Annotated in this window: 13 protein-coding genes and 1 tRNA gene; 9 read left to right on the top strand and 5 right to left on the bottom strand. The window is 63.7% G+C overall.

Features of this window, described 5'->3' with window-relative positions; translation table 11 throughout:
* Positions 1 to 25: 25 nt before the first annotated feature.
* Genes RBH26_RS04090 through RBH26_RS04080 form a run of 3 tightly spaced genes read left to right on the top strand, consistent with a single transcriptional unit; the run spans position 26 to position 4,106 of the window.
* Complete coding sequence (locus RBH26_RS04090) at positions 26 to 1,150, top strand: thiamine ABC transporter substrate-binding protein (RefSeq protein ID WP_306756733.1); 1,125 nt, start codon at positions 26 to 28, stop codon at positions 1,148 to 1,150.
* Positions 1,151 to 1,164: 14 nt separating this feature from the next.
* Entirely contained in the window at positions 1,165 to 3,060 is a 1,896-nt protein-coding gene (locus RBH26_RS04085) for an iron ABC transporter permease (protein ID WP_306756732.1), read from the top strand.
* Positions 3,057 to 4,106, top strand: a complete 1,050-nt coding sequence (locus tag RBH26_RS04080; RefSeq protein WP_306756731.1) for an ABC transporter ATP-binding protein — start codon at positions 3,057 to 3,059, stop codon at positions 4,104 to 4,106. Before RBH26_RS04085 ends, RBH26_RS04080 begins: the two co-directional genes overlap by 4 nt.
* A 138-nt stretch (positions 4,107 to 4,244) precedes the next feature.
* Here the strand turns inward: RBH26_RS04080 and RBH26_RS04075 are convergent, their stop codons facing one another.
* Positions 4,245 to 4,823 (bottom strand): MBL fold metallo-hydrolase, encoded by a 579-nt coding sequence (locus tag RBH26_RS04075; RefSeq protein WP_306756730.1) that lies wholly within the window; start codon positions 4,821 to 4,823, stop codon positions 4,245 to 4,247.
* A 149-nt stretch (positions 4,824 to 4,972) separates the two neighbouring features.
* Between RBH26_RS04075 and RBH26_RS04070 the strand changes: the two genes are divergently transcribed.
* From RBH26_RS04070 to ppc, 3 genes are all read left to right on the top strand, one after another.
* On the top strand, positions 4,973 to 6,193 hold the full coding sequence (locus tag RBH26_RS04070; RefSeq protein ID WP_306756729.1) for a helix-turn-helix domain-containing protein: 1,221 nt from the start codon (positions 4,973 to 4,975) through the stop codon (positions 6,191 to 6,193).
* 144 nt (positions 6,194 to 6,337) lie between these two features.
* Positions 6,338 to 6,412 (top strand) — tRNA-Glu (locus RBH26_RS04065).
* Between the two features lie 602 nt (positions 6,413 to 7,014).
* Positions 7,015 to 9,705 carry a phosphoenolpyruvate carboxylase gene (ppc, locus tag RBH26_RS04060; RefSeq protein WP_306756728.1) on the top strand — a complete coding sequence of 897 codons (2,691 nt, stop codon included), beginning with the start codon at positions 7,015 to 7,017 and terminating at the stop codon, positions 9,703 to 9,705.
* A 24-nt stretch (positions 9,706 to 9,729) separates the two neighbouring features.
* On the opposite strand, the gene RBH26_RS04055 is transcribed toward ppc, so the two are convergent.
* Positions 9,730 to 10,266 (bottom strand): hypothetical protein, encoded by a 537-nt coding sequence (locus RBH26_RS04055; RefSeq protein ID WP_306756727.1) that lies wholly within the window; start codon positions 10,264 to 10,266, stop codon positions 9,730 to 9,732.
* A gap of 208 nt (positions 10,267 to 10,474) precedes the next feature.
* On the opposite strand from RBH26_RS04055, the gene RBH26_RS04050 reads away from it, so the two are divergent.
* Together RBH26_RS04050 and RBH26_RS04045 are read left to right on the top strand one after the other, a co-directional pair.
* The gene (locus RBH26_RS04050; RefSeq protein ID WP_306756951.1) at positions 10,475 to 10,786 is read left to right on the top strand and encodes a DUF192 domain-containing protein; all 312 of its coding nucleotides are present in this window, start codon (positions 10,475 to 10,477) and stop codon (positions 10,784 to 10,786) included.
* Positions 10,787 to 10,842: 56 nt separating this feature from the next.
* A complete protein-coding gene (locus RBH26_RS04045) occupies positions 10,843 to 11,157 on the top strand; it encodes a glutathione S-transferase N-terminal domain-containing protein (RefSeq protein WP_306756726.1) in 315 nt (104 codons plus the stop codon).
* A gap of 26 nt (positions 11,158 to 11,183) precedes the next feature.
* On the opposite strand, the gene hpt is transcribed toward RBH26_RS04045, so the two are convergent.
* Entirely contained in the window at positions 11,184 to 11,744 is a 561-nt protein-coding gene (hpt, locus tag RBH26_RS04040) for a hypoxanthine/guanine phosphoribosyltransferase (protein WP_306756725.1), read from the bottom strand.
* Between the two features lie 213 nt (positions 11,745 to 11,957).
* Between hpt and RBH26_RS04035 the strand changes: the two genes are divergently transcribed.
* Positions 11,958 to 13,484 (top strand): (R)-citramalate synthase, encoded by a 1,527-nt coding sequence (locus tag RBH26_RS04035; protein WP_306756724.1) that lies wholly within the window; start codon positions 11,958 to 11,960, stop codon positions 13,482 to 13,484.
* A 290-nt stretch (positions 13,485 to 13,774) separates the two neighbouring features.
* On the opposite strand, the gene RBH26_RS04030 is transcribed toward RBH26_RS04035, so the two are convergent.
* Together RBH26_RS04030 and RBH26_RS04025 are read right to left on the bottom strand one after the other, a co-directional pair.
* Positions 13,775 to 13,969 (bottom strand): hypothetical protein, encoded by a 195-nt coding sequence (locus RBH26_RS04030; protein WP_306756722.1) that lies wholly within the window; start codon positions 13,967 to 13,969, stop codon positions 13,775 to 13,777.
* Between the two features lie 150 nt (positions 13,970 to 14,119).
* Entirely contained in the window at positions 14,120 to 15,739 is a 1,620-nt protein-coding gene (locus tag RBH26_RS04025; RefSeq protein ID WP_306756721.1) for a 4Fe-4S ferredoxin N-terminal domain-containing protein, read from the bottom strand.
* Positions 15,740 to 16,028 lie beyond the last annotated feature (289 nt).

The following is a 16,028-nucleotide window of genomic DNA, read 5'->3' as shown; positions in this document are numbered from 1 at the left end:
GACTACCCAGTTGAACAACCAGGTAATGAACCACCAACGACGAACGTTCATCGGAACTGTCGGTAGTGTGGCTGCACTCGGGCTCGCCGGCTGTCTGACTCGAGAGGACGACGCAAACGGTAGTTCGGACGCCGATCCCGAACCCGAGGATCCGGATCTGGAGGGGACACTCACCGTTGTCACTTACGAATCCATGATCGACGGCGAGAACCCCGCGGGACCGTGGCTCAAAGACGCGTTCGAGGACGAGTATCCAGACGCTGAACTCGAATGGGTACAGCTTCCGAACCAGGGGATCGGCCACTACATCGAGCAGGCACGGGGGAATCAGGAGATCGACGCTGACGTCTACGTCGGGCTAAACATCGACGACCTCGTGAGTGTCGACGACCATCTGGACGACGGCGGTCTCTTTCGTGAACTCAACGAAGACCGAATCGACCGATCGAGTCGGATCCGTGATGGGTTAGATATGGGCGATCCACACGACCGTGTTCTCGCCTACGACACCGGCTACATCAGTCTCGTTTACGACGAAAACGTCGTCGACGAGCCGGAGACCTTCGACGATCTGACCGACCCGGCATACGAGGACGAACTCCTCGCACAGAACGCCCAAACCTCCGATCCCGGACAGGCGTTCTTACTGTGGACGATCGACGCCTACGGTGAGGACGGCTACCTCGACTACTGGCAGGACCTCGAGGACAACGGCGTCCGCGTTCTCGAAGACTGGACCGAGTCCTACTACGGCGCGTACATGAACGAGGAACGGTCGATGGTCGTCTCCTACTCGACCGATCAAGTGTTCGCCACCGACGAAGGGCACGACCTCTCGCGCCACCAGGTCGCTTTCCCGAACGGTCAGGGCTACGCGAACCCGGAAGGAATGGCGATCTTCGAGGACGCGGACACAGTCGACCTCGCTTACGAGTTCCTCGACTTCGTGCTCTCGAACGAGGCCCAGGCCGAGATCGCCCAGCGAAACGTCCAGTTCCCGGCCGTCGAAGACGAGTACGTCGACTTAGACGACGAGTTCGACCGGTACGCACACGTTCCCCCGGAAGCGGTGACGGTCGGCTACGACGACCTCCGCGGTAACCTCGACAGCTGGGTCGACGACTGGGGACGTGAATTCGCCAGCCACTAACTGCTACCCCACTCGTGTCTCCCCTCGATCGTCTTCCGAGCGACCGCGGCCGCGCCAGCGAGTGGCTCGAGCACCACGCCCTCGTGGCTGTGACACTCGGGACGGCGGTCGTTCTCGTCGTCATGCTGTATCTCCCTGCCGGCGTCGTCTTCAGCGAAGCGTTCGTCGACGACGGACTCCCGACGCTCGGCCACTTCACGGACGTGCTGACCGATCCCTTCTACTTCGGGATCCTCGCCGACGTCTTCGCGGAGCCGCTCGCGATCGGGACCCATCTCGGGTCGCTCGCAGCCTGGGTCGGTGCCGTCTCGATCTCACTCAGCGTCGGGTACCCGATCCCCGGACTCGACGTTCCAGTGCCGTGGATCGGTATCGATACGCCCGGCGTCCGGAAGGGACTGTTCGGTTTCACGGCCTACCAGGCTGCGCTGTCGACGATTGCAAGCGTCGCCCTGGGGCTGCCCGCAGCGTACGTGCTCGCAAACTACGAGTTCTACGGCCGCCAGACGCTTCGGTCGCTGACGATTCTTCCGTTCGTGCTGCCGGGAATCATGGTCGCGGTCGGCTTCTACGCCATGTTCGGCCGGACGGGAACGCTCAATTCCCTGCTTGGCGCGGTCGGCCTCGGCCCGTTCGCGTTCATCGAGGCGAACCCGCTCGCGATCGTCATCCTGGCCCACGCCTTCTACAACGCACCGTTGGTCGCCAGACTCACCGTCACCGCCTGGGAAGCCGTCGACGCACGGACCGTCGAAACCGCACGCAGCCTCGGCGCGAGCGAGCGACGTGCGTTCCGGGACGTCGTCGTCCCACAGCTCGCGCCGGCCGTCCTCACCGGCGCCTTGCTGACTTTCATCTTCACGTTCATGACGTTCCCGATCGTGCTTGCGTTGGGCGGCCTCCAGCTCGCCACCGTCGAAGTCTGGATCTACGATCGCATCCAGCAACTCGACTACGCCGAGGCTGCGACCCTCGCCGTTCTCGAGACGATCCTCTCGCTGGGACTGACCTACGCCTACCTCCGATACGAGTCCGCACAGACCGGGTTCGCTCGAGCACCGTCGCCACCGTCGAAAGAACGGCTGATTCCTGACCTGCGGACGGCGCTCTCGCTGCGACGGCTCGCGATCTTCGGCTACGGGCTCGTCGCGTTGCTTCTGTTCGTCGGTCCGATGGCGAGTCTCGTCGTCGGGAGTTTCACCGATGGCTCCGGGTTCACGCTTCGGAACTACGCGTTCTTGCTCGAGCGCCAACTCGAGGGTGCGAGCTTCCAGACACAGCCGTGGCCGGCCGTTCGAAACTCGTTGCTGTTCGGCGTCGCGACGCTTCTCGTCGCGGTGCCGATGGGCGTCGTGATCTCGGTCGTGACGGTTCGGGCGGGCCGTCGCGGTCGGATCGTCGATACCCTGGCGATGCTCCCGCTGGCGGTCAGTGGCGTCGTCTTCGGGATCGGGCTCTTGCAGGGACTGGTCTTTGGCATCTCACTGCCCGGCGGGTGGCGGTTTCAGGTGACCGGCGCCGTCGCCATCGTCGTCGCACACGCGGTCGCGGCCTACCCGTTCGTGACGCGAAACGTCTCGCCGCTGCTTGGCAGTCTCGACCCAGCCATGGTCGAGTCCGCCCGTGCGCTTGGCGCCTCGAGGACACGAGCGATGCTCGACATCGAACTCCCGCTGGTCGCAAACGGCATCGTCGCCGGCGCGGCCTTTGCCTTTGCCATCTCGGTCGGCGAGTTCTCTTCGACGGTGATTTTGGCCAGCGGTAGTGAGAGCTACACCATGCCCGTCGCCGTCGAACGATATCTCGGCCGGCGCTCCGGTCCGGCGATCGCCATGGGGACCCTGCTGTTGATCGTCACCGCAGCGAGTTTCGTCGTCATCGACCGCGTCGGCGGGAGGTACGAACTGTGACGGAACTCCGTCTTGAGGGCGTCTCGAAGCGCTACGGCTCGGGGGAGGGAACGGCTGCGCTACGAGACGTCGATCTGACCGTCCGCGACGGTGAGCTCTTTACCCTCGTCGGCCCCTCGGGCTGTGGAAAGACGACCACCCTCCGGACGATCGCGGGCTTCGAAGAGCCGACCGCGGGCACCGTCTCTTTCGACGGCGAGCCGATGACCGCCGTTCCGCCCGAAGAACGGGACGTCGGCGTCGTCTTCCAGAGCTACGGGCTCTTTCCACACATGACCGTCGCCGAGAACGTCGGCTACGGGCTTCGGTTTCGGGACCCGCCGAACGGAACGAGCGTCGACGAGCGCATCGCGGAGCTGCTCGAGCTGGTCGACCTCGAGGGGATGGGCGATCGCGACCCTGATCAGCTGTCGGGCGGGCAGCAACAACGCGTCGCGCTCGCCCGTGCGCTTGCCCCGGCGCCCGATCTGCTCTTGCTCGACGAGCCGATGAGTGCACTCGACGCCCGGCTCCGGGAGTCGCTGCGCCGCCAGCTGACACGGATTCAGTCGACGCTCGGGCTCACGACCGTCTACGTCACCCACGATCAGGACGAGGCGCTGGCGATCTCCGACCGTCTCGCGGTGATGAACGACGGGCAGATCGAACAGGTGGCGACGCCACGGGAGCTCTACCACGAGCCGGCAACGCGGTTCGTCGCCGAGTTCGTCGGCGACAACAACGTCTTCGACGGCACCGTTCGGACTCGAGTGGAAGACGGAGCCCGATACCGTGTCGACGTCGACGGAACGACGTTCGAGCTCGCGGGCGTTCCAGCCGGTGTGGATCGAGTGAGTTTCTGCGTGCGTCCGGCTGCCCTCTCCCGGACCGTCGAGCGAAACGAGATCTCCGTCGCCGTCGAGACGAGTGAGTTTCGCGGCGAGAGCGTCCACGTCTACGGCCGGTGGCAGGAGCGCCCGATCGTGTTACGGCTCGAGGACGCCTCCGAGGACGAGTTGACCGTCGGTTTCGAGCCCGAGGACGCACATATCGTCGACGCCTGGTAGCCGAGGCTGTGTCTGTGGCTGTGACTGTGGCTGTGGGTTTCCTCGCCGTACAGTACGTTATACGGGCTGCTGTAACTATGTCCCGCCGACCGCAGGACGAGGTCGGCGATCGACGGCACGTGACGACAGGAGACCGTATCAGGCCTGTCTTGCCATCCGTGCCGACAGCTCCACGTGGCCGTAGGGATCGGTCGTGACGCTTGGCCCGTGGCCCGTGTGCATCTCCGCGAGGTCCTCGTCGATCCACTCGAGGACGCGGTCGATGCTCTCGATTAGCTGTTCTCGATTGCCTTCCTCGAGGTCGGTCCGACCGAAACTCCCGTTCTGGAAGATCAGATCGCCCGCGAAGAGGACGCCGGCGTCGTCGGCGTAGAAACACAGGTGATCGTTCTTGTGTCCCGGTGTGTGGAGGGCGACGTACTCGTGGTCGCCGAGCTGAACCCGTTCTTCGTCCTCGATCGCGTGATCGACGCCGTCGATCGAGGGGTCGTACCCCCATGCGTCGACGTCGAAGGCGTCTGTGACCGTCTCGAGGTTCCCGACGTGATCGGGATGTGTGTGAGTGAGCACGACGGCGTCGAGGTCGTCGACCCGTTCGTCGATGGCGTCGACGACGTCGAAGTTCGAACCGGTGTCGACGAGGACGGTTCGGTCGCCGGCGACGAGAAAGACGTTGCTCGTAAACGCCTGGACTCCCTGTGCGAGATTAGCGATCATGGCTGACGGTACAGCGTCGACCGGTTTGTGCGTATCGACACATCCGCGCGACGTCGTCTCGATAGTCGACTCTTCTTGCATTTCGCACGGCCAACCATCCGTATCGCTATTCACAACCATTTTTAGCTCCGCCACGTAGTAAGAGACGAATGAATCGGTCGGCCTCCGTCGGCGTTGTCGTTCTCGTCGCCGCGTTGCTCGTCCTCGTCGGCGTGACACCGGTGATGGCCGACACGGGAACTGCCGGTTCGACACAGACCCAGCAGTCAGCACTCGAACCGGCGATGCAGTCCCAGTCGGACTCGTTTACGACGTCACAAGACTTCGATCGGACGACCTTCGAGATCACCGTCCACGAGAACGGAAGCGCAACGTGGACCTTCCAGCACCAACAGTGGTTCGACGGCGACAACGAGTCCGAGGAGCGCGAAGCGTTCGAGGCGTTCGCCGAGGAGTTCGAATCGGAGGAGACGGATCTCTACGAGGGGTTCGTCGAACAGGCCGAGGGGATGGCCGAAAGCGGTGTCGAGGAGACCGACCGCGAGATGGAGGCCACGAACTTCCAGCGTTCGGCGACCGTCGACGATCAGTTCGGTGCTCGCGGAATCGTCGAGATGACGTTCGTCTGGGAGGGATTCGCCGACGTCGACGACGACGGCACTGTCCGGGTCGGCGATGTCTTTACGAACATGTACCTCGCGGAGGACCAACGGCTGATGATCGTCGCCGACGACGATCTCACCTTCGATCAGATCGATCCCGAGGGCAGCGCCGAATACCAGGGCGGCATGCTCGAGAGAGCCGACTGGGTTCGCTGGAGTGGCGAACAGCAGTTCTTCGCCGGACAGCCAGGGGCGGTTCTCGTCCAGAACGGGGGTGCCGGCGAGAGTACCTCCTCGTGGACGATCGCCGGTGACGCGCCATGGCTTCTCGCGATCGGTGTCCTCGCCGCACTGGCCCTCGCCGGTGGCGCCGTCTGGTACCGTCGTCGGTCGACCGACGGTGCGTCCGGCGGACTCGAGCACGAGCAGCCGGGGCCGGATGCGGCGGCGTCGGCGGCTCGGCCGCCCGATTCGTCGTCGGAACCGACTGTGGCGGACGACGGAGCGTCCGAGACGACGGACCCACTGCCCGACGAGGAACTGCTTACCGACGAGGACCGGGTCGTCAAACTCATCCGCGAGAACGGTGGCCGAATGAAACAGGTCAACATCGTCGAGGAGACCGGCTGGTCGAAATCCAAGGTCAGTATGCTCCTCTCCGATATGGAAGAGGAGGGTACGATCAGTAAACTCCGCGTCGGCCGAGAGAACATTATTAGCCTCGAGGGATTCGAGCCCGAGGCGACCAAATCACCCTTCGAAGAGTGATCGTATCACCGTTCGAACTCGTGTTATAACACGACAATCTCGGTTCGAAACGGAATGCTTAAACAGTACACCGCGTAACGAATGAATGCAGACGACGACCGCGCCGACGGCTGCGATGACCCAGCAGGCAGCGAGAAACGGTGCGCTCCGATAGTGTAGTCCGGCCAATCATATTGCCCTCTCGAGGCAATGACCAGGGTTCGAATCCCTGTCGGAGCACTCTTCTGAACGAACCTCGTGAGTGAAGAAGGAAGCACACGAGGTGATTCGAATGAGAGAAACGCGAGCGTTTCGCGTGGTTCGAATCCCTGTCGGAGCACTCCTTTCCTGACGTTTTTTGATACGGTTCGTCCCAGCCACGTCGTGCCGGCAGCCGACCGTGTGTGTAAGTCGTTTCATACTGCCGGACAGAACTATTCAACGTCGGTCGCACGACTGCGGCTGTCTCAGACGGTGGCAGCCGCGAATTCGCGACCGACGGGTCACTGACTGCTGTCCGGCAGTATCAGTTGGTACTATAGCCTCGTCCGCAGTCGAACGACGAGCACGCATGGTGGTGTCGGCCAGCCGACCCTTCCACTGATACATCACTCTCGTTCAGCACCGCCGAAGAATGTAACTCGAGTTTGAGTTTCTATTTCGAGCATATCGGTGACAGCGACCGTGGGCCGAATGATTTCTCGACCCGATCACACAACATATGTGTGATATGGTAGGTTGTTGATCGCTGGTCCCCGTATAATTTATCAAGAAACTCGAGGTTTATTGCAGAAACCCCCTCTACACGGGGGTTTTTGAGGGTGAAGCCGCACGGTGATGGTATGGCACTACACAACAGGGAGATCCGACAGGACGTCCGGGAGCTTGGGGCATTGCTCGGCGACGTCCTCGAGGACCAGACCTCTCGACGGGACTTCGAGACGGTCGAGTCGTGTCGGCAAGCCGCGATCGACTACCGGTCTGGCGAGACCGAGTCTCGCGAACCGCTGATCTCGCGACTCGAGGGGCTCTCACCCCACCAACAGCGGGTCGTTGCCCGTGGATTTACGACCTACTTCGAACTGATCAATCTCGCGGAGGAACGCGAACGTGTACGGACGATCCGAAGGGAGTCCCAGGAGGGAACCCTCGAGGACAGCCTTGAGACGGTCGCCGAGGAACTAGGAGAGACCGACATCGAGACTGTCTCGCAAGTCCTCGACGACGTCCTGATCGAGCCGACGTTTACGGCGCATCCGACGGAGGCCCGCCGGAAGACGGTCAAATCGAAACTGCGGACGATCTCGACCCATCTCGAGACGCTCGACGAGCGACTGCTGACCGACAAGGAGCAAGCGCAGGTCTGGCGGGACATCGACGCGGAAGTGACGAGCCTCTGGCAGACCCCACAGGTGCGAAGCCGCCAGCCCGAGCCCGAAGACGAAGCACGGAACGTCCAGTGGTACTTGGAGAACACGCTATTCGACGTCGTCGGCGAGGTCTACGACGAACTCGCGGATGCGATCGACGAGGAGGTCGACGGAGAGCTCGAGATACCCAAACTGTTCGAGTTCCGCTCGTGGGCCGGCAGCGACCGGGACGGCAACCCGTACGTGACCCCCGAGGTGACGGCAAACACCTTAGAACGGCAGCGCGAGGTCGTCCTCGAGAAGTACCGTGACCAGCTCAAGCGCCTCTCGGGCGTGTTGAGTCAGGACGGGAGCCGGATCGACAGTGGGTCAGCGTTCGAGGCCTCCCTCGAGGACGACCGGGAGCGACTCCCTGGCAGCGCTCGCACCGCCGAGGAGCGCTACCCTGGCGAACCCTACCGCCAGAAGCTCAAGCTCATGCGCGAGCGCCTAGAGCGGGTCGGTGACGTTCGACCGGGCGGCTACGACGACGTCGACGGTCTGCTCGAGGACCTCGAGATCCTCGCCGAGAGCCTGCGGGACAACGGCGCCGAGCGCGTCGCCGAGTCCCACGTCGATCCGATCCGCCGGCAGGTCGCAACTTTCGGCTTCTCGCTTGCTAGTCTCGACTTGCGCGAACACCAGCAGAAACACACCGACGCCATCGCCGAGGCCCTCGAGCGCGAGGGAATCGACTACGCGTCGCTTTCCGAGGACGAACGTGTCGAACTGTTGACCGACGCGATCGTACAGGACGAACCCGTCGTCGACCTCTCGGCGACCGACGGCCTCTCCGAGGATTCGGCCCGCGTGCTTCGGCTGTTCGATAACCTCGGCGACTGGCAGACCGAGTACGGCGTCCACGCCATCGACACCTACGCGATCTCGATGACCGAGGAGCCGAGTCACGTCCTCGAGGTGTTGTTCCTCGCCGACCAGGCGGGTGTCGTCTCCCTGCCCGAACACAGCGGCATCGACATCGTTCCGCTGCTCGAGACCGAGTACGCCCTCTCGGGCGCCCGGCGGATCATGGGCACGCTGTTCGAAAACGAGGCCTACGCACAGGCACTCGAGGCCCGTGGACGGACCCAGGAGATCATGCTTGGCTACTCGGACTCGAACAAGGAAAACGGCTTCCTCGCGGCCAACTGGTCGCTGTACAAGAACCAGCGTCGGTTGGGTGAGATCTGCGACGATCACGACGTGACGATGCGGCTGTTCCACGGCCGCGGCGGCTCGATTTCGCGGGGTGGCGGCCCGATGAACGAGGCACTGCTCGCGTTGCCCAGCTCGACGGTGACGGGGCAGGTCAAGTTCACCGAACAGGGCGAGGCCATCGCCGAGAAGTACGGGAATCCCCGTATCGCCGAGCGCAACATCGAACAGATGCTCAACGCGCAGTTGCGATCCCGCCTGTACGCGATGGACCAGCCCGAGGAGGAGGTTCCCGAGGAGTGGTTCGACGCGATGGAGACGATGGCCGACGCCGCCCGACAGGAGTACCGTGACCTCCTCGAGAGTGACGGCTTCGTCCAGTACTTCGAGCAGGCGACGCCGATTACGGTCATCGAAGATCTCGATCTCGGATCGCGGCCGGCCTCCCGCAGCGGCGAGCGTACCGTCGAAGACCTGCGGGCGATCCCGTGGGTGTTCTCCTGGACCCAGTCGCGGTGTATCCTGCCGGGCTGGTACGCGCTCGCGACCGGAATCGACGCGTACATAGACGAGGGCGGGTCGATGGAGACGCTCCAGGAGATGTACGACGAGTGGCCGTTCTTCCGAACGACGCTCGACAACGCCGCGCTCTCGCTGTCCCGGACCGAACTCGAGATCGCCGAACAGTACGCCGACCTCGCCGATGAGGATCTCCGGAGCCGGTTTTTCCCCCGGGTATCCGCCGAGTACGAACGAGCGAGTGACCTGATCACCGAGATCGGCCAGCGTGAGACGCTGCATACCCGCGACTGGCTCGGCGAGAACCTCGCACGCCGTAACCCCTACGTCGACCCGTTGAACCTGCTACAGGTCTACCTACTCGAGCGAAGCGATCGGACGGACGTCGAGGAACGGACGCTGCGGCTGACGGTCAAGGGAGTCGCCGCCGGGATGAAGAACACGGGCTGATCGGAGCAGACGGCGGTAGGGTCTTTATCCGTCGCCGTCGCCGCTGTCGTATCGTTCGGCTGCGGATTCGAACCCCAGTTCGGACTGTTCGCGCCCGCGTCGCCCCTCGAGTTCGGCGATCGCTTCCGGATCCGGTGACGCGTCGTCGGTGATCCGCGCCCAGGAGTCGTGGACCTTCGCGTGACACCACCGACAGAGATAGATCGTAATCTCGTGTGAGAGACGGTCGCCGTCGCGTGCATACGAGAGGTGATGCTCCTCGAGCAGTGGGCGCTCGTCGTCGTGGGCCATCCGCTTTTCCTCGAGTCCACACCGGGTACACTCCCGATCTCGGTTCCGTGAGCGGAAGTGGGGACAATCGGCCCACGTCTCGTCGGTCTCGGGATCGATGACGGGACACTCGTAGTCTTCCGTGGCGCGGTCGCGGGCGAAATCGGGGTCGTGCTCGTAGTGCTCGAAGGCGTATCGACATCGTCCCTCGCCAGTGAGGTGGTCACAGACCCCCGCGAACTCGTAGGGGTCGTCGACACCGACCGACGTCCCCCGTGGCGTTTTCTCCATCGGAAGGTAGCGTTCGTTCGCACGGCACGAAGTTGAATCTCACGGGCATCCGGGGCTGTCGGCTCGAGCGAGAAGACTTTTGGAATCGGCCCTCGGACTCGAGGGCGTGCGTCTGGTGCAGTATCCGGTCGGGGACGTCGAGTCGGCGGGCGATGACGACGGCGACGCGACCTCGCGAGCGACGAACGGAGGGGGCGACGAGCGACGGGTGGTGGCGACGACCGTCGAGTTCGCTGACTCGCTGATCGATCAGACCCGTGGGTTGATGTTCCGGCGGTCGCTGCCCGACGACTACGCGCTCGCGTTTCGGTTCGATACCGTCAAAACCCGCGACGTCCACATGCTGTTCGTCTTCGTTCCTATCGACGCCGTCTGGGTCGTCGACGGCGTCGTCCAGCGCGTCGAGCGGTTACGCCCGTGGCGGGGGTTCGCCCGCGAGGAGTGTGATCTCCTCGTCGAACTCCCGGCCGGCGCCGGGGCGGACGTCACAGCGGGTGATCGACTCGTCTTCGAGGAGTAATACCTTGGCCGGCAGTGACTGGGAACACTCTTCTCGTCGTATTCACTAGCCCCTCTATGACCAGTCCCGACCTCGAACTGTACGAACTCACCGGCTGTCCGTACTGTGCGAAGGTACGCTGGGCGCTTTCGGACCTCGGCCTCGACTACGAGTCACATACCGTTCCGTCCTCGCGGGAAGACCGGACGGCCGTCTACGAAGCGAGCGGACAGTACGAGGTCCCCGTGCTCGTCGATCGAACGAACGGCGTCGATGGGCTTTCCGAGAGCGACGACATCATCGCGTATCTGTACGAGGAGTACGGGGACGCGGACGACTCGTCGCCGTCGGGACTCCTCGGCTGGCTTCGCGTCCGCTTTCTGGGTCGGTAATCTCTCGACCGACGGTCGATACGCAGTTACTCGAGGATTTCGACCGCGCCGTCGCGGACTCGAACGTCGAGCAGGCTCGTGACCGATCGCGAGACGTCCGCGTGGTCGGCGTCGACACGCCGGAGGACGACCACGATATCGACGAGTTCGGCCTCGGCGGCCTCGAGGGCGTCACAGACGGCTTCGATCGTGCCACCCGAGGAGAGTACGTCGTCGACCAGGACGACGCGATCACCCGGTTCGACGCCGTTGAGATAGAGGTCGCTCTCGCCGTAGCTCGTCTCCTGGTGGACGGCGATCTCGTCCTGGAAGCCGTAGGAGCGCTTGCGGACGACTGCCATCGGGATGCCGGTTGCAAGCGAGAGCGCCGTCCCGTGGTGGATTCCCATCGCCTCTGGGGCGACGAGCGTGTCGACGTCTGTGAGGTCGACCCGCTCGCGGATCCCGTCGGCGATCGCTTCCAGGACCGCCGGTTCGATCGGTGGGACGCCGTCGGTGACGCCGTGGACGAAGTACTCGTAGCCGTCGCGGTCGACGACCGGGGCGTCGCGAAGCGAGTCGGCAAGTGGCTCCAGAGTCGAATCCATACTCGAGTGCGGATACAACGAGGGGGTGGAAGGGTGTTCGGGTCGGGTGAAAGCGCGTTCGGGCCACCTCGAGCGAGGCGGGACCGGCGGATTTAAGTCAGCATGCTGCAATAGGTTGGCATACCATGTCCGAGGATAGAGGAAGTCGGGGCAACCCGGCTGGGCGTGAAATTCTCCGATGAAACGACTGCAACTACCGATTCACTTCTACCTGTGACGCACTCCGCCGACGATACGATCGCTCCAGACCGTACAGTCCGCCTTCTCGATACGACGCTTCGCGACGGCGAACAAGCGCCGGGCGTCTCGCTTTCGCCCGACGAGAAAGTCGAGATCGCCCGCGCGTTAGAACGCGCCGGCGTCGCCGTCATCGAGGCAGGCAGCGCCTGTACCGGTGCGGGCGAGCGACAGGCAATCTCGCGGGTGACCGACCTCGAGCTCGACGCGCTCGTGACCAGTTTCTGCCGCGGGATGCAGTCCGACGTCGATCTCGCCCTCGAGTGTGACGTCGACGGTGTCCACATCGTCGTCCCCTCGAGCGATCGCCACATCGAGGGGAAAGTCGGCACCTCCCACGAGGACAACCTCGAGACGACGGCCGAACTCGTCGAGTACGCCAAGGCCCACGACCTGTGGGTCGAGGTCATCGGCGAGGACGGCTCGCGGGCCGACCTCGACTATCTAGAGGAACTGATGGCGACCGCTGCCGACGCCGGCGCCGATCGGATCTGCTTTGCCGACACCGTCGGCCACACGGGGCCGGAACGCACCGCCGAGGCGGTCTCCCGGCTCGACGAGATCGGGCCGGTCAGCGCCCACACCCACGACGATCTGGGGCTGGGCGTTGCGAACGCGCTGTCGGCCGTCTCGGCCGGCGCCGACCTCGTCCACTGTACCGTCAACGGCCTCGGCGAACGGGCCGGCAACGTCGCACTCGAGGAGGTCGCAATCGCTCTCTCACACGTCTACGACGTCGAGACGCTCGAACTCGAGGAGCTGTACGACCTCGCACAGGTCGTCTCCCGGTCGACCGGCGTCCAGTTGCCGCCGAACAAGGCTGTCATCGGCGAGAACGCCTTCACCCACGAGAGCGGCATCCACACCGACGGGACGCTCAAAGACGACAAGATGTACGAGCCCTACGCGCCCGAGACGGTCGGCCGCGAGCGCCGGCTCGCGCTGGGGAAACACACCGGCCGTGCGGGCGTCAAGGCGACTCTCGAGGAGCACGACGTCGATGCCGACGACGACGAGATCGCCGCGATCGCAAAGCGGGTCACCGAACTGGGTGACCGTGGTCGTCGGGTGACCGACGCCGACCTGCTGGCGATCGCCGAGGACGTCACCGGCGACGACCGTGAGCGCGTCGTCGACCTGCTCGATATCACTGCGACCAGCGGTGGTCCCGTTCCGACCGCGAGCGTTCGCCTCGAAGTCGGCGGCGAGGAACGCGTCGCCAGCGGCACCGGTTCGGGCCCCGTCGACGCGGCGGTCTCGGCCGTCCGCGAGGCGCTTGGCTCGATGGCCGACGCCGAACTCGAGTCCTACCACGTCGACGCCGTGACCGGCGGTACCGACGCCGTCGTCACCGTCGAGGTGACGATGGTGCGAAACGATCGGTCCGTTACCGTCGCCCGCAGCGAGGCCGACATCACGCGTGCAAGCGTCGAAGCGATGGTGGACGCACTCGATCGGCTGCTCGCGGCCGATCAACAGCCGCTCGCGCCGGCCGACGACTGATACGGACTGCTGTAACTATGTACCGCCGATCGCCAGGACGGGGTCGGCGATCGGCGGTAATTGACTACAGGAGACCGTATGAGACGGACTGTTATCCGTCGTTTCCGCCGCGAGTGCGATCCACTGTGGATGTGTATTACGGGACTCCGTAGCGACGTCTGTCGCGTTTCGAACCAGTCTGGATACGTGTATCGGCTCCCAGTCCGGATACGAACACCCTACAAAGCGTCGATTACAGGGTCGAATCCGGCGGTGTGGTTCGATACGATCCTGCAGCTGGGCGTACGACGTTAGGGCGAGTGCCGACTGACGATGTCCCAGGGATCGAACAGGTAGACGACTGCAAGAAACAGTGCGAAGACGACGACGAACAGTCGGGCGATTTCGCTGACCGTCGACGGGACTCCTGGCTCGAGCGTGATCGCCATCAATGCCGCGACGCCGATCCAGAGCCCGCCCACGATGATCCGTTGGCGAGTGTTCATACGGAACCGTTCGTGGCGGTCCTAATGAAGACGGCGAGTCGATCCGACGAGGACGGTAACGGACGCATACTGATCGTTGGACGTCTGTGGCGGTACAACCGCGATCGTCCGGGGTGGGCTGGGCACTCGGTACAGAAGACCGAGACCGTCTCAGAAGGACGGCCCGTCGGGGCCGACGGTGCCGTCGTCGAGGACGTCCTTGCGGTTGTCCGTCTGGCCGACGTCGTCGTACGCGACCGGTCCCTCGATCTGTTCGGCGTCCGGTCCCGGCTCGTTCCCGAGGTTGACGATGTTTGGATCCGTTCCGATGTCCTCGAGCAGTTTGAACCGCGAGTGTGGCGTCCCACCGAACTCCTCGAGTTGTTCCTGGGCGAGAGTTTCGCTTGGGCCGTCGAACTCCTCGTCCTCCTCGGGCTCGTCGGCGAGGTCGAGATCGACGAGCAGGTCTTCGCCCTCGACGTCGAGTCCCTGCTCTTCGAGGAGTTCCGCCAGTTCGATGGTCGCCGCCTCTTGTTCGGCGAGGCTGCTCGACTCCGGCCCCTCGGGCTCGCCACGCTCTTCGAGAATCGAGATCGCCAGTATGACCGTAAGCAGGTCCTCGTCGAAGTCTTCGACGGCGTCGACGACGTCGTCTGCCTCGAGGTCGTCCTCGTCCTCGAGTGCTTCTTCGACGTCCTCGGGCGAGGGGAGGTCTCGGTCGATCTGGACGAGCGTTCGGTTTTTGGCGACGTTGTCGATGTACCGCTGGGCGTCGCTGTTCGGATCGTTCATGTTCCCGAACTGGATCACCTCCGGCGGACACGCGTCCTCACAGGCGGTCGTCCCGACCATCTCGTCGCCCATGGTTCCATCCTGTCGCGTCGCACAGAACGTACACTTCTCCATAACGCCGCGTGGACCGCGGCTATCGACCGGCCGGTCGCGTGCGTCGTAGACGTGGTCCTCGTCGAGTTCGTCTTCGCCGACGTCCGGTTCGTCCCACTGGAAGTAGTTGACGCCGTACGGACAGGCGACCTGACAGTATCGACAGCCGATACAGACGTCGTAGTCGGTCAATACGAGTCCGTCCTCGTCGCGAGTGTGTCGTGCTGTTGTCGGACAGACCTTTTCGCAAGGTGCGTCGGTACAGTGTTGACACGGCCGGATCAGCCGGTTGACGAACTCGTCGCTCGTGGTGTCGTCCTCGTAGTCGAGGACGTACATCCAGTTGGCGCCCTGTTCCCAGTTGTGTTCGGCAGCACAGGCGGTGACACAGGCGAGACAGGCGTCACAGTACTCGAGATCGAGTGCCATCCCCCACTGGGTCCCGTGCCCGTTCGTGTCGTCCGGTTCGTCTGCCTCCTCGTCTTGGGCCGCCAGCGACTCGTCAGGCCCGTCGCCATCGGCGTTGGCCGTCGTCCAGGCACCGAACCCGACGGCGCCGGCGCCGCCCATCTTCTTCATCACGCCACGGCGTGAGTCCTCGCCCATTCCGAGTGCAGAAAGCGTGTTCTCGAGACGTCCCTCGGCTCTATCCGCCTCGATTTCGTCCGCCATCGGCCGATCGTCTTCGCCGAACTCCTCGACGACATCGTCGTGATAGCGGTCGTAGAATTCCGCTTCCGAGAGTTCCCCCTCGGTGACGCGCATGGCGTCTTTGGCCATCTCCATGCCGAGTTCCGCGTCGTAGTCGGTCTCCTCGAGTGCCTCCTCGAGTCCGTCCTGCCACTGCTCACCGAGTGGATGAAACGTCTCGTCGTCCGCGGGTCCACCGTCCTCGTCGGAACTCACCACACAACACCTCCGAATTCGGCGAACTGGTTACGATCGGTCTCCATTGGTTACCCGTAGGAATACCGCTTTCACTCCGACTTCGATAAACAGTATGCTTGCGTATGACACGCACTCGCCGGCGTCGGTCGATTCAATCGCCCTGAACCTGTCCGTTCCGGGCGGTTGGTTCAGACGATCGCCGCTCCGGTTGAACGGCGGTTCCCGGTCGACGATATGCAACCGTATTATCGAGTTGACTAGTGTCCTATCTTCCTCACTACCAAATATGTGTACGAATGTTACTAGT

The organism is Natronolimnohabitans sp. A-GB9 (genome assembly GCF_030848565.1).
In the GTDB taxonomy this organism is placed as follows: Archaea; Halobacteriota; Halobacteria; order Halobacteriales; family Natrialbaceae; genus Natronolimnohabitans.
Note: the sequence above shows the minus strand (reverse complement) of the source record. Positions and strands in the feature narration are given on the sequence as shown.